The sequence below is a fragment of the Terriglobus aquaticus genome (assembly GCF_025685415.1).
Classification (GTDB): Bacteria; Acidobacteriota; Terriglobia; order Terriglobales; family Acidobacteriaceae; genus Terriglobus; species Terriglobus aquaticus.
This window is the reverse complement of sequence record NZ_JAGSYB010000001.1, coordinates 2,613,502-2,626,677: the sequence shown is the minus strand read 5'-3', so window position 1 is coordinate 2,626,677 and position 13,176 is coordinate 2,613,502. Positions and strand designations below refer to the sequence as shown.

11 protein-coding genes are annotated in these 13,176 nt (G+C 64.4%); 8 read left to right on the top strand and 3 right to left on the bottom strand.

Annotated elements, in window-relative coordinates:
- Positions 1-14: 14 nt before the first annotated feature.
- Together OHL12_RS10950 and OHL12_RS10945 are read right to left on the bottom strand one after the other, a co-directional pair.
- Positions 15-3,695, bottom strand: a complete 3,681-nt coding sequence (locus tag OHL12_RS10950; protein WP_263413847.1) for a TonB-dependent receptor — start codon at positions 3,693-3,695, stop codon at positions 15-17.
- A 185-nt stretch (positions 3,696-3,880) separates the two neighbouring features.
- Complete coding sequence (locus OHL12_RS10945) at positions 3,881-4,750, bottom strand: DUF5666 domain-containing protein (RefSeq protein WP_263413846.1); 870 nt, start codon at positions 4,748-4,750, stop codon at positions 3,881-3,883.
- Between the two features lie 208 nt (positions 4,751-4,958).
- On the opposite strand from OHL12_RS10945, the gene OHL12_RS10940 reads away from it, so the two are divergent.
- The 8 genes from OHL12_RS10940 (at position 4,959) to OHL12_RS10905 (ending at position 11,709) form a co-directional block, all read left to right on the top strand.
- On the top strand, positions 4,959-5,525 hold the full coding sequence (locus OHL12_RS10940) for an RNA polymerase sigma factor (RefSeq protein ID WP_263413845.1): 567 nt from the start codon (positions 4,959-4,961) through the stop codon (positions 5,523-5,525).
- Complete coding sequence (locus tag OHL12_RS10935; RefSeq protein ID WP_263413844.1) at positions 5,522-5,971, top strand: hypothetical protein; 450 nt, start codon at positions 5,522-5,524, stop codon at positions 5,969-5,971. The genes OHL12_RS10940 and OHL12_RS10935 overlap by 4 nt, the downstream gene beginning before the upstream one ends.
- On the top strand, positions 5,968-6,537 hold the full coding sequence (locus tag OHL12_RS10930; RefSeq protein WP_263413843.1) for a Spy/CpxP family protein refolding chaperone: 570 nt from the start codon (positions 5,968-5,970) through the stop codon (positions 6,535-6,537). The genes OHL12_RS10935 and OHL12_RS10930 overlap by 4 nt, the downstream gene beginning before the upstream one ends.
- Positions 6,538-6,709: 172 nt before the next feature.
- Positions 6,710-9,157, top strand: a complete 2,448-nt coding sequence (locus OHL12_RS10925) for an OPT family oligopeptide transporter (RefSeq protein WP_263413842.1) — start codon at positions 6,710-6,712, stop codon at positions 9,155-9,157.
- A 2-nt stretch (positions 9,158-9,159) separates the two neighbouring features.
- Positions 9,160-9,711: a DUF2059 domain-containing protein gene (locus tag OHL12_RS10920; protein WP_263413841.1), complete on the top strand. Its 552-nt coding sequence runs from the start codon at positions 9,160-9,162 to the stop codon at positions 9,709-9,711.
- A 104-nt stretch (positions 9,712-9,815) separates the two neighbouring features.
- Positions 9,816-10,556, top strand: coding sequence for a hypothetical protein (locus OHL12_RS10915; RefSeq protein WP_263413840.1), 741 nt, complete (start codon positions 9,816-9,818; stop codon positions 10,554-10,556).
- A 62-nt stretch (positions 10,557-10,618) separates the two neighbouring features.
- On the top strand, positions 10,619-11,209 hold the full coding sequence (locus OHL12_RS10910; protein WP_263413839.1) for a DUF2059 domain-containing protein: 591 nt from the start codon (positions 10,619-10,621) through the stop codon (positions 11,207-11,209).
- 5 nt (positions 11,210-11,214) lie between these two features.
- Entirely contained in the window at positions 11,215-11,709 is a 495-nt protein-coding gene (locus OHL12_RS10905) for a 2'-5' RNA ligase family protein (protein WP_263413838.1), read from the top strand.
- Here OHL12_RS10905 and hemG read toward each other — a convergent pair.
- Entirely contained in the window at positions 11,706-13,175 is a 1,470-nt protein-coding gene (gene hemG, locus OHL12_RS10900; RefSeq protein ID WP_263413837.1) for a protoporphyrinogen oxidase, read from the bottom strand. The genes OHL12_RS10905 and hemG overlap by 4 nt on opposite strands.
- Position 13,176 lies beyond the last annotated feature (1 nt).

Below are 13,176 nucleotides of genomic sequence, written 5' to 3'. Positions count from 1 at the left end.
GATCGTGTCCTCCTTTAGAAGCGGTAGCGAGCCTGGAAGCTGAGGCGCCGCGCCTGGGCTACGCTGCTCACCTGGCCAAAGGTTGCGCTGTTCAGCACGGTGTTCACGCCCGAGTACTGCACCGTGTTGAAGACGTTGGTGGCGGTGGCGCGGAACTCAAGGTTCTTCAGATCGCCGAAAGCGAAGTCGCGCGAGAGTGACGTGTCCGTGCTGACGGTGCCGGGCAACTGGATGGAGTTGCGGGAACTGGTGCCGAACACGTTGGCGGGGTCGGTAAATGCATGGGGGTTGAACCAGTTGCGAAGGCTGCCCGCGCCGCTGATCGGCTGCGAGAACACACGGTCGGGCCGCAGGGTGTAGTTGCCGCCGGTGACCAACTGCGCGGCCGTGTTCTGGTATTGCGGCGTGGCATAGCCGCCGGTTGCAAAGGTGAAATTGCCGGAAAGGTTGAAGCCGTTCAACGCGTAGGAGAGCCATCCGCCCTTGTTCAGGAAGGCGCGGTTCTCGCCAAACGGCAGCTCGAGCACCCAGTTGCCGGTGGCACGGTGGCGCACGTCGAAGCTGGAGTTGCCGTACTCCAGATCGAGCCTCTGAAAGTTCTGCGCGACGGTTCCGCCACCGCCCGATAATGTTGAGGCGTTATCGATGCCGTGGCTGTAGGTGTACGTAGCTTGCAACGAGATGCCGCGTGACATGCGCTTGCGCGCGCTGACAAACAGACCGTTGGACCGCGAGTCGGCCACGGAGTTCTCAAAGGTGAAGCCCTGGGCGTTCTGCAGCGCCAAGCCCTGGGCCGTGGCTCCGGGCGCGCTGACAATGTCCAGGTTGCTGCCCAGCGATCCGTTGTAATCCACGTTCAGGAGGATGCCGAAGCCGAACGTGTGCTGGATGCCAAAGTTGAACACCTGCACGCGGCCGAGCCGGTAGTCGCGGTTGATCGCGAAGTTGTTCGTGACGGCCTTGCTGGTGCAGTTGAAACCGTTGGTCAGCGTGAAGTTGGAGCGGTTCACCGTGCCGGGCGTGGTGAACGTGCCGCAACCTGAGTCGTTGCTGTTCTGCACGGAGGCGATGTTGGTCTGCGTGATGGCGAACGGCGTCTGGTAGGACAGCGAGTTCGCGAACGAGCCGAACGCGGTGGTGTTGTAGTTAATGCCGTACCCGGCGCGAATCACCGTGTTCTTCGCAAAGTTGCTGTTGCCCTTGGGCCGCCACGCCAGGCCCAGCCGCGGCGAAAACATCGTCCGATCCGGGTTGACCAGCGAACGCGGAAACTTGCCGCTGTAGGGGCCGGTGCCGTCCGGCTGCACGGGTGTGACCACGCTGAAGTCGGGGCTGTGATCCAGGTTCACCAACTGATTGTTCGTTTCGTAGTACGGGCTGAAGTACTCGTAACGCAGACCAAGGTTCAGCGTCAGGTTAGGCAAGGCGCGGAAGTCGTCGAAGCCGTAGGCGTTCACCACGGTTTCGCGCAGGTGAGTCTTGTTCAGGCCAGCCTGGATCGAGGTCTGCTGCGGCGCTCCCAGCAGGAAGTCTGCGAACGACGATCCGCTCGCCGTCCCGGTGCTGTTGCCAGTCCCCGTACTGCCCCCACCCGCACCTGTAAGCGACGGATCCTGCGTGTAAACGCCGGAGAAGGTGAACGATCCGAGCACGTTCGTGCTGCCGATGATGTTGTTCTGCACGCGCCGCGCGTCAAAGCCGATGTTCAGGTTGTGCTTCTTGTGATTCCACCGCACCTGGTCGCCGAAGCTGAAGGTCTGCTGGACGCGGTCCTGCGGCAGCGTGTCAGACAGCGAGTTGAAGTTGCTGAGACCGATTGTCGGAACGCCGTTGTAGAAGCCAGGCGCAAGCGGCGTTGGCTTGGGGATGTTGAGCCCCGAGCCGGGATCGACCGCACCGCCGGTAAACAGGTTCTGCGTGGTGGCGTGCGCGCGGTTGAAGTTGATGGAGGCATTCGAGTTGAACCGGCCATAACCGATGGAGTAGCCGACACCCGCGTTCATGCCATCGGAGAAGCTCTTGCCGTCCAGCGAAGGGGCAAACGCGCGGATGTCGTTGCCGGAATGCGAGTAGCTGAAATTGGTATTGATGTTCTGGCGCAGGCTGGGCTTCTGTCCTGGCTGCTGCCGTCCACCTCCGCCGCCGAACATGCCTCCAAAACCGCCACGGCCTGTGGGTGCGTTACCGAAGTTGCGCACGAATCGCGCGGAGATCTGCAACTGGTTCTGCCCGGCCGTGGTCACGCGCTGGTAGTTGTACACCTCGCCCGTGTTGTTGCTGGCGGGATTGGCCTGGTTGGCGTGCGGATATAAATTCAGCAGAGCCAGAGCCTGTGGGCTGATGCGGTTCGCCGGGATCACGTTCGTTGCGCACGCCGGGTTTGCGGCGTAGATCGCAGCGGACGCGCAGCCAAATGGAGCACCTGTAACGGGATCGAAGATCACCACGGGCATCGACACGCCGGAGACGGTGCGCGTGAAGCCGGAGAAATCGCCCGTGCGCACGGCGTCCGTCGGAACCGTACCCGCAATGTTGGTCGGCGTTTCGTTTCGCTGGCCGGTGATGTTGAGGAAGCCGAACTGCTTGGTCGAAGGCTTGATCAGGCCCGGGATGTAGGGCGACCCCGTCAGGTTCAGGCCGAAACGGTTTGTCGAATACGCCGGTTGAATGGGCGTGCCCGTGAGCGAAAACTGCGTTGCGTCCAGCGCACCGTTGCCGCCCTGGTAGAACAGGTTTCCGTGCACCTGGGTCGGATTGAAGTTGCGGAACCCGCCGCGTCCGCCACCACCACCGCCGACGCGAAAGGGACCTCCACCACCGCCCGGACCCCCGCGTCCGCCACCCGGCCCGCCGAATCCACCCGGTCCGCCCATCATGCTGCCGACCAGGCCGACCACGGCGTTGGCGATGTCTGCCTGCTGGCCGCCGTTGCGGCGGGCCTCCGCGATGGCGCCCTCGATGCGGTTGCGAACCTCGTCCTCGTTAAAGCCGGCCATGCCGTTGGTCTGCCCGGACTGACCGGTCACGGCGACGGAGTCGGCACCGCTCGAGTCCAATCCGGCAAGCGTATTGAGCGAGGGCCCGGAGTTGCCGCCCGCGTCGGAGGAGGCCTGGGCGTCCGTCCCGGCACCCCGCAATGACTGCAGACCGCGTTGTAGTGCTTGCGTCTGTGCTCCGCTTAGGCCTAGCGCCGAACCGAAGCCTGCCGCCGCTTCGGCGTTTGCGCCGCCGGCTTGCGAGGCGCGCGCCGCCACGCGCGAGGCCAGTTGCAGCGTGAAGTTTGAGGTACCCGTATGGCTGCTGTCGTTCAGCAGAACTTCGGAGGTGAGCGGGGCGAATCCCGCGAATTCAGTCCGGAGAACATACCGGCCGTTGCGCGGAATCAGCAGGCGAAAGGTGCCGTTCACATCGGTGGCGGCGGCGTACTTCTTGCCCGTCAGCGACTGCGTTGCTGTGACGGTGACGCCGGGCAGCGGCGTGCCGGGCTGGCTCTTCCCATTCGCGGCTGCCGCTGTTGCGGCGGTCACCGTGCCGGTGATGATGCCGCCCTGCTGTGCTGGCGGCTCCGATGAGGTGGCTGGGGTGGCGGCCTGGGCCGGTTCCTGCGGCGGCGCTTTGCTGTCCTGCGCGCAAAGCGGTGCACCGGTCACGGCGGCGAGTGCAAGCAGCACCGGCAGGGAAGAGCGTTGGCGCAAAGAAAGTCCTCGGATCACAGCAGAGGCGTTGTTACCTGCATAGACGCAGGGGTGCTTGCTTGTGTTTCGTACAGGAGACCCTGTCGGAGTCGGGCCTCTGTCAAGCGTGCGAGTCAGGCGAAGCAGCACGCGGCGAGTGATGTGGGATCCAGCCTCGCCGTCGTGAGCGGTCACTTCGAAGCGAATCAGGGGCGCGGGGATGCTGCCGAGGTTGAGCCAGGCGCCGCACCGCCGTCCGGTCGCGGTCCGCGCGGCCGCTGCACCAGCACATGCAGATCCGAAGGAACAAACGTCCCGCTCTTCAGTGCTCCGGTGCCAGCGATGTTGTCACCCACCTTTACGTCAGCCAGGGTGATCGACTCACCCTCCATGCCGGGCGGCATTCCGCCGGTGGTCTCGTTATTCAGGTTCGCCGGGGGAGCGCCATTGCCGCCGGGCGCGCCGTCACGTCCACCGCGCCGGCCGCCCCCTCCGCCAAACATGCCGCCGCCGGCCATCAGCTCGGCCGGCAGCCGGCCGCCACGCTTCAGCGAGGTGGTTTCGTCCAGGGCAATCGTCTGCGAAACGTGATCGGGGCGTTCGATCGTGAGCTTGGTGTCATTGATCGCGGTGATCCTGCCGACGATGTAGGTCTTGCCCATGTCGGCTTTCAGCTTCGCCACCTGCGCGGCGGAGATGCCGCCCAGCATCATTGCGTGAATCTCGTGCTTGTCGGGATCCGCGATGCCCATAGCCATCACTTCATCGCCGGGCTTCACGTCCGAGGCTTTCACTGGTTGCCGGTCGATGTTGATGCGGGTGTTGTCCGTCGTTACCACGGTCCAGGTCTCGCCCTGTTCTGTCTTCAGGGTCACATTATTGCCGCTGGCCGCCGTCACGGTGCCGCGAACGGGGCGCCCCATGCCGTTGCGACCCTGCCCACGTTGGCCGCCATAGCCGCTCTGCCCCTGGCGTTGTGTGCCGTCCTGGGTGGCGGAAGCGTCCTGCGCGCGAGACCGGGGCATGGCGAGCAGTAGGACGACGGCGGCAAGAGCGAACTGGCGAGTTGCTTTCATGGCAGGTATCCTGGCGGCTTTCTGAGGCGCGTTTCCGATGGTATGGACGCGGCCTGTCCGGAAAAGACTCGGGCCGTGTCGCTGGCTGTAAACCTCGAGCGGCAGGCTGCGTCGGTACAGTTGAGAGACGCGAATGGTGGAGCACGCATTGCGGGCCGGAAGTGAGGGGCTGATTCCGGAGACCAAAGTAAGGGAAGAGCAAAGTGGTATGGCGCCGCCGCGCACCGCCGCGGCAGTTGGCGAGCGGGCGGCAGGGCTCGGGTCCATCGAAGCTCTGATGGCGCAGTGTCAGCCGCGACTGTTTCGGTTCTTCCTGCTGAATCTGCGGGACGAAGACGCTGCCCGGTCGCTGGTGCAGGACACGTTCGTGAAGGCTTGGCGCAGCGAAGCGAGTTTCCGGGGCGAGTGCGCTCCGAGCACATGGCTCATGCGCATCGCCATCAATCTGTTGCGCGACCACGTTCGCGGCGGCAAGTATAAGTTCTGGAAGCGTGCGCAGGGGGAGTCAGTGGATGCCGCCAGCCTGGCCGAGGTATTGCCGAGCGGCGAGCGTGGTGCCGAACGCATCCTGTTGGCACGGGAGCGCGTTGCCGCGGTCTGGCGGCACGTGGAAAAGCTGAGCGAGCGGCAGCGCAGCATCTTTCTGATGCGCCATATCGACGAGATGGAGCTGCCGGAGATCGCGGCGGCCACTGGTCTGCCGCTGGCCACGGTGAAGACACATTTGTACCGCGCGCTGGAGCGCGTGCGAAGCGGGATGAGGGAGAGCGCATGAGCGATCGGTGGAGCGAGATGGATGACTTGGACCTGCTGCAACTGGAAGCCGAGATGCGCCAGGACCTGGACGATTTGCGCGAAGCCGCGACCGTCTACGCGGACCGCGCGTGGAGCCGTGCAGGGATGACTTCTGCGTCCACGGTAGGGCCGCGAGCGGCAACCGGCAGGGGCTGGCTGGCCTGGGCCGCCGCAGGCGTAGCGGCTGCCGCCCTAACGGTCGGGGGAGTTCGGCTGGCGCATCACAGCCCGTCGCCTCAGGGCACCTCGACCGCCGCTGCGGATGGTCGTAGTGTTCGCGTGCAGCCTGCGTCGACTGTGACGGACGAGGCACTTCTGGATCAGATCCAGAGCGACCTTTCCACCGGTGTGCCCGCGGCCATGGAGCCGCTACAGGCGAGCGAGGTGCACGATTCTCGCGCTAGCCAGAACGTGGTGCGGCAATGACAGTTCGTGCTCGTCAGAGGCTCTGGGCGCCGGTGCTTGCCGTGAGCTTTGCAGTATGCGGCCTAACGGCTCAGATGCCTTCTGGTCCGCCTAATCAGCCTGGCGGTCAAGGGCCGGGTCGCCCCTTCGGTGGGGGTTTCGGCATGCGCCTGGGAGCCCGCATTCTGCCGCCGGGCATCTGGTGGAAGGATCAGGACCTGGTGCAGCGGCTGGAACTGACGCCGGATCAGCAGAAGCGCATGGACGACACCTTTCTGCAAAATAGAGACACGCTGACGCGCATGCATGCCGCGCTGGACAGCGAAGAAGCGGTGCTGGAGCCCATGCTGAACGGCAACCCTCTCGATCAGGCGCGCGTGATGGCCGAGATCAGCAAGATTGCCGACATGCGTGCCGACCTGGAAAAGGCAACCGCACGCATGCTGCTGCAGGTCCGTGGCGTGCTCACGCAGGCGCAGTGGACCAAGTTGCAGCAGGAGCGCCCCAGTGGCATGCGGCAGCATATGCGAGGGCCGTTTGGGTCACACGGCCGCATGGACGGACCGTCTCCGCCACAGCAGCCGTAGGCGGCGAGGCTCCTAGAAGCGTGTAGTCGCTGGGTTTGAGTGCGTCGGCGCGGCACATATAATTCCGAGCTCGCCGCATCCCCATCGTTCTCGGGCACGCTGGTACACTCGCTGAACTTAGACCAACGGCACGCAACCTTGCGTGCCGTATGCGTGTGTTCAGGAGTCTGCCATGGCCACCACTGCTGTCCCTTCACCGAAAAGCGCGACCTTCCGCCCCTTTGTTCCGGCGTCCGAGTCGCGGCCAGAAATGACCTTTCGCGCGATCCTGATCGGCGCGCTCTTTGGTGTACTGTTCGGCGCGGTCACGGTATACGTGGGGCTCAAGGCGGGACTCACGGTCGCGGCATCCATCCCCATCAGCGTCTTGTCCATCTCGATCCTGCGCGTGTTGGGCAAGCCCTCGATCCTGGAAAACAATATCGTCCAAACCACGGGCAATGCGGGCCAGTCGATTGCCAGCGGCGTCATCTTCACCCTGCCCGCGCTCATCTTTCTTGGCTTCGATCTGGAGTACGCGCGCATCTTCGCTCTGGCGTTGTTTGGTGGATGGCTGGGCGTCCTGTTCATGATCCCGCTGCGCAGGCAGTTGATCGTGGAGGAGCACGGAACGCTGCTGTACCCCGAGGGCACGGCCTGCGCCGACGTGCTGATCGCCGGGGAGCGTGGCGGTTCCTTCGCCTCGCGTGTCTTTCTGGGCCTGGGACTGGGCTCGCTGTACACGCTCTTCCAGAACGAGAACTTATTTGGCCTGTGGCCGAGCACGCCCAACTACGAACCGAACCTCGGCGAGCAGCACCTGCTGAAAGGCGGCGCGATCCGCGCGGACGCAACCAGCGAATACCTGGGCGTCGGGTACATCATCGGTCTGCGCGTGGCGGGCGTTCTGCTGGCGGGCGGCGTGTTTAGCTGGCTGGTGCTCATGCCGGCGATTTACTTCTTCGGATCGCACCTCCCCGGGCCGCTCTACCCCGGCACGGTGCCCATTCGCGACATGGGGCCGAGCGACCTGTGGCGCACGTACATCCGCCCCATGGGTGCGGGTGCCGTTGCCGCAGCGGGCCTGCTGACGCTCCTGCGCACCCTGCCGACGATCGTGGGCGCGTTGCGCGGATCGGTGGGCAAAAAGGCAGCGGCGAACACAGAAGAAGCCGTCGCTTCCACCGTGTCCGCTCCCGCGCAGCCGATTGCGGCGGACCTGCTGGGGCGCGACGGCTTGCCGGGTGAGCCGGGCGGACGTGCCGCCGCAGTATCGTCTGCAGACGAACGGAGTGGCTGGCTCGGCAAGCTGCCGCGCACTGCGCACGACCTGCCGAACTCCGTCGTGTTCGGCGGCAGCGCTCTGCTGGTGCTGATCATGGCTGCCTTCCTGCAGTTCAAGCCGGTGCCGGGAGCGCAGGTCGGCATCCTGGCCAATCTTGCGGCGGCGTTGCTGATCGTGGTTTTCGGCTTCCTCTTCGTTACGGTCTCTGCGCGCATCGTCGGCATCGTTGGGTCCAGTGCGAGCCCGGTTAGCGGCATGACCATCGCCACCCTCATGGCCACGGCTGCAATTTTTCTCGTCAAAGGCTGGACCGCACCGGCATTTGGTGCGCTGGCAATCACCATCGGCGGCGTGGTCTGCATTGCGGCGAGTAACGCCGGTGATTGCGCGCAGGACCTGAAGACCGGCTACCTGATCGGAGCAACGCCGTGGAAGACGCAGCTCGCCATCATGATCGGCGTGATCGTTAGCGTGTTCTCCATCGGTGTCACGCTCAAGCTGATGAACACGGGGCTCGAGGAGTTCCGGCCCATGGCTCACGCTGTGCAACTGAACCCGTCTGCGCTGCCCGAAGGCGTGCATGACATGGGCACGTTCCCGCGCCCGCACATCCGGCTGGCGCAGAAGTCGGGAACCGCGTCGCAGGAGGCGGGCGAAGTGAACGATGCCACACGCTTCCACCTGGTAAACGCAATCGGATCGCCGACGCTGGAAGATGGCAAGTACCTGATGGATCCTGCAACCGGCGCGTTGGAGATCCAGTGGATCCAGGGCATCGGCAGTGAGAAGGCCGCCGCGCCCCAGGGCCGGCTGATGGCCACCGTGATCAACGGCATCCTGAGCCGCAAGCTGCCGTGGAGCCTGGTACTGCTGGGGGTAGCGCTGGTGATCGCGGTGGAGCTGCTGGGCATTCGCTCGCTGACCTTCGCCGTGGGCGCCTATCTCAGCATCGCAACGACGCTGGCGATCTTTGTGGGCGGCCTGGTGCGCTGGCTGGCGGACCGCGCCATTGCGAAAGCCCGTGCTCGCGACGCCGCGAAATTAGCTCTGCTGACGAACGACGAGATGCAGGCCGAGGTGACCGGCAACGAGCCTCTTACGGATCTGGACAACGACGAGATCTCGCCCGGCTCGCTGTTTGCCAGCGGCCTGATTGCTGCCGGCGGCCTGGTCGGTCTGCTTGGCGTCGCGACCAAACTGCTGGAAAGCGTGAGCGAAAATCGTGGCGGCAACTGGCACCTGCCCCGCTTCAGCGAAACGAATCCGCTCTACCACGACCCCGTTGCGGTGGTCATGTTTGCACTGCTGGCGGGCGCGCTGTATTACTTTGCACGTACGCCGTTGAAGGAGAAGTAGCGATGAACCGAGGAGCACAGTGGATCGCGGGTCTGTTGCTCGCAGCGGCACTGCCCATGGCGACGCACGCCGACGAGGCCAGCAAACGCGCCAAGCTGCACGAAATGTTCCAACTGGCTCACATCGACCAGACCATGAGGATCATGTTTGCAGCGCAGGAGAAGCAAATGCCGCAATTGCTTCGCAAGCTGATGCCTGCAGGAACACTGACGGCTGAGCAGCAGGCGGATCTGGATGCATTCATCGTCAAGGTGCATGGCATCGTTGCGCAGGCCGCAACCTGGGAGAAGCTGGAGCCGCAGTTCACCGACATCTATGCTTCCGTGTATTCCGAGAGCGAGATCGATGGGCTGATCGCGTTTTACAAGTCGCCGGTCGGTGCGGAGATGGTCGCCAAGCAGCCGGAGATCGTTGAGCGATCGCAGGCGGTTACGCAGTCGCTGATGCAGACCGTACAGCCGCAGATCATGCAGGCAGCCATGGAGTTCGCACAAGAGATGCAATCCAAGTACGGCAGCAAGTCCTCAGCACCTCCAAAGCCGGCAGCGAAGTAAGTCTGCCGCGATTCTCATAAAGCAATCCAGGAAGCGCCAAGAGGCGCGGAAAGGCCAGCGTGAACGGGACGGGGGCATTGCTCCAAAAGACAGCAGGATTCCTGTTGCGAAATCCAGTCGTATTGCTGCCGGTGCTGGCCGTTCGGCTGCTCGACTTCGCCACCTATTGGATATTCGGGTCCCTGAAGGGCCCGGCGATGAAGGCCGTGGCGCCGAAGTCGGTCTTGGGAGGCTTTTCCGGCAAGGTCAGCGGCCCCGTAGTGGTCGTGGCTGCGGTGTTCACATTTCTGCCTCTGCTGATCGAAATTGGTTTGCTGGTCTACGGCATGGCGGTCACGGGCCGTTGGGCACATCGCCTGCGCGATGAAGACGGAGCGCGCCCGAACGACTGGACCGCACCTATGGGCGAGGTGCTCAGGGTGGCGGCATTCACGCTGGGCGTGGGCGCGCTTACCGCGGTGGTCGGGCTATTCTTCTCGCTGCGTGGCGGCGTTCCGCCCCAATGGGGGTACGTCGTCACGTGGTGCTTCCTCATCCTGTCGGTCTGGTTTATCTTGCCTGCGTGGTTGCGCCTGCTCGCTGGTGTGCAAGGAGTTCGCCTGCGCGAAACTTCGCGGATACCCGCCTTTGTGGTCGCTGCGATCAGCTTTGCCCTGTTCGCCGCCATCGTGTACGCCGGCGGAGCGCTGCAGCGCCATCTGGAACTGGCCCACCGCATCCATGGCGCAGCCGCTCCGTTTGCCATCAACCTAATGGCGGCTTGCGTATCGGCAATTCCGCTGGCGTCTTGTTTCGTCGCGCTGTCACGCTCGGTAGCGGAGCGTCCGGGGTGGCAGCCGGAGTAGGTCTCGCGGCGTAGAATCGACTTTGAAGGCGCGGCACATGCGGCGTTCTCAAAAGGAGTTTCATGCGCCGTTCTGTCCTATTCGCCCTTTGCCTGTGCGCTCTCCCGTTGTCGCTGCACGCGGACGACGCCTCCAAGCGCACCAAGGTGGAAGAGATGCTGACGCTGAGCAAGGTGGACAGCCTGAGCAAGCAGATGCTGGCCAGCGTTCCCGATCGCGTGAAGCAGGCCGCGTCTCGCCAGATGCTGGTGCAAACGGCGAGCACTGACCAGCAGAAGAAGATCACGCAGGATTACCTGGACCAGATGGGCACGATCGCGCAAAAGGGCGCGTCGTGGGACTCGGTTCATCCCAAGCTGGTCGATCTGTACATGCAGACGTTCACTGAGCCGGAGCTCGACGGCATCCTGGCCTTCTACAAGACGCCTGCGGGGCAGGCGCTGGTCGCCAAGAGCCCCGAACTGAGCGGCAAGACCATCCAGATTTTGCAGGGCACCGTCAACAGCATGGAGCCGGATTTCAAAGCGGCCACGCTGGCCTATGAAACCAACATGAAGAACGCAACGCCGGCCGGCGGCGCGGGCAAGGCGCCGACGCTCGGCCCTGATACCCCGGCCAACGGCAATGCGCCCTCTTTAAAGCCGCGCCAGTAGCAGCCGTGAGCTCCGTTCTGACTCTGGCGCTGGACTCGTCGTCGCAGCAGCGGTTTGAGTTGCTGCGACAGCAATGGTTTCCGCCAGAGCGGAACCAGATTCCTGCACATCTCACGCTCTTTCATACCCTGCCCGAGACCGAGGCCGTAGCCCACTCGCTGCGTGCCATCGCGACGGCAACGCGACCGTTCCACATGGAGGTGAGCGGGTTGCGCTCGCTGGGGCGGGGCGTTGCCTTCTTCCTGGAAGCGCCTGCCGCCAAGGCTCTCCACCGCGACCTGAGCAACGCGTTTCAAGACGAGCTGAGCCCGCAGGACCGGCAGGGCTTCCGACCGCACGTCGTTGTGCAGAACAAGGTGGAGCCTGCCGTGGCCCGGGAGACGCTGGCTGTGCTGCAGGCCGGCTTCGTGCCGTGGCGATGCCAGGCTGTCGGTCTGGATTGGTGGCGCTACCTGGGCGGCCCGTGGCAGTTGCTGCAGCGCTTCGCGTTTCCGGTCTAGCTTGCCCCCGCTACAGATCGCGCTGCGGCCCGAGCGTCGCGGATCAGGTCCGGCAAGCCTACACCGCGGTAACCATTGCCGAGCAGGTGAAGGCCGCCAAGCTGCTGAATCCGCGCATCCAGCTCGGCCATCCGCTCCAGGTGGCTCACCGCATACTGCGGCAGCGCGCGATGCCATAGGCGCGTAATCGAAAAATCCGGGTCGGGCAGCGGGCCCAGAATGCTGCGCAGGTCTTCCAGTGCATTCCCATAGGGCAGCGAGCGCATTGCGGATGCGGGCAGGTCGCTGCCATCCGCTGCAACGTCGAGCCCACCATAATAGGCGCGGATTAGGCGGCCGCCGGCAGGGGCGCGATGCGCGTACTTTTGGTCGCTGAAGGTGGCGGCAAGCAGGCCGCCTCCGCTGGCATCGGTGGGCGGCACAAGGAAGCCGAAGCCCTTCGGCCACTGCACGTTCTTCTCCGGCAGAAACCCAAATGCGACCACGGCAGCGCTGCTGGTCTGCATCTGCATCACGCGGATGGCCGTTCCATCCAGATCGCGAAGCAGGTCGCGCGCCTGCAGCACAGGCAGGGCGATCAGAACGTGATCTGCCAGGTGCGCCTCGGCGGACACGCCGGGCGTGCGTACATCCAACTCCGAACCAACACGCCATTGCGATCCCACGCGAGTCAGGCTCACCGCCCGCCTGTGGAACATGATGTTTTGCGGATCGAGTGTCGCAATCATCGCCTCGGCTAAGGCTCCTGTGCCGCGGAGCAGGGAGGTGAAGATGGTCGCCTTATTCCCGGTCTGCGGCCTAGAACTGCGTTCGACCGCCTTGGCCTGCAACGCTAGGATGAGCGATCCGTACTCGCGCTCCATGTCCACGAACGGCTTCATCACCGCGCGCACGCTTAGCTGCTCCACGTCTCCGCCGAAGATGCCCCCCAGCAGCGGAGCGCCAATGGTGCGCAGCACCTCGTCGCCATAGTGACGCCGCACGAAGCTGGCGACCGATTCGTCACTCTGCGCCGCGGTACGCTTCAACTCCTCCGCGCGACCCGGCTCGGCGGCGTACGCGGCACGCGCCTCCGCGTTGAACAGCGGCGCATGGTCCAGACTGCCCAGATCCGACGGGACCATCATGCGCATCCCGTCCGGCATGGCTTCCAGGCGCTGATTGTGCAGTACCCACGTGACGCGTTCGGCGTCGTTCGAGGGCAGCAACTGATCACCAAGGCCGAGCTCGATCGCAAGTTCGCGCGCCCACGGTTTTTCGCTCACCCAACCGTCGGGGCCCAGGTCGATCACGAACTCGCCCGCCGTTGTTGAGCGGCGTTCGGTCTCCACCGTCCCGCCAAGACGGGCGGACTTCTCAATCAGGGTGAACGTGAGGTCCGCCCCGCTCTGCTGTAATCTTGTCAGTTCATAGGCCGCGGTCAGGCCGGCAATGCCGCCGCCAAGAATGAGGATGTGCTTCGGCATC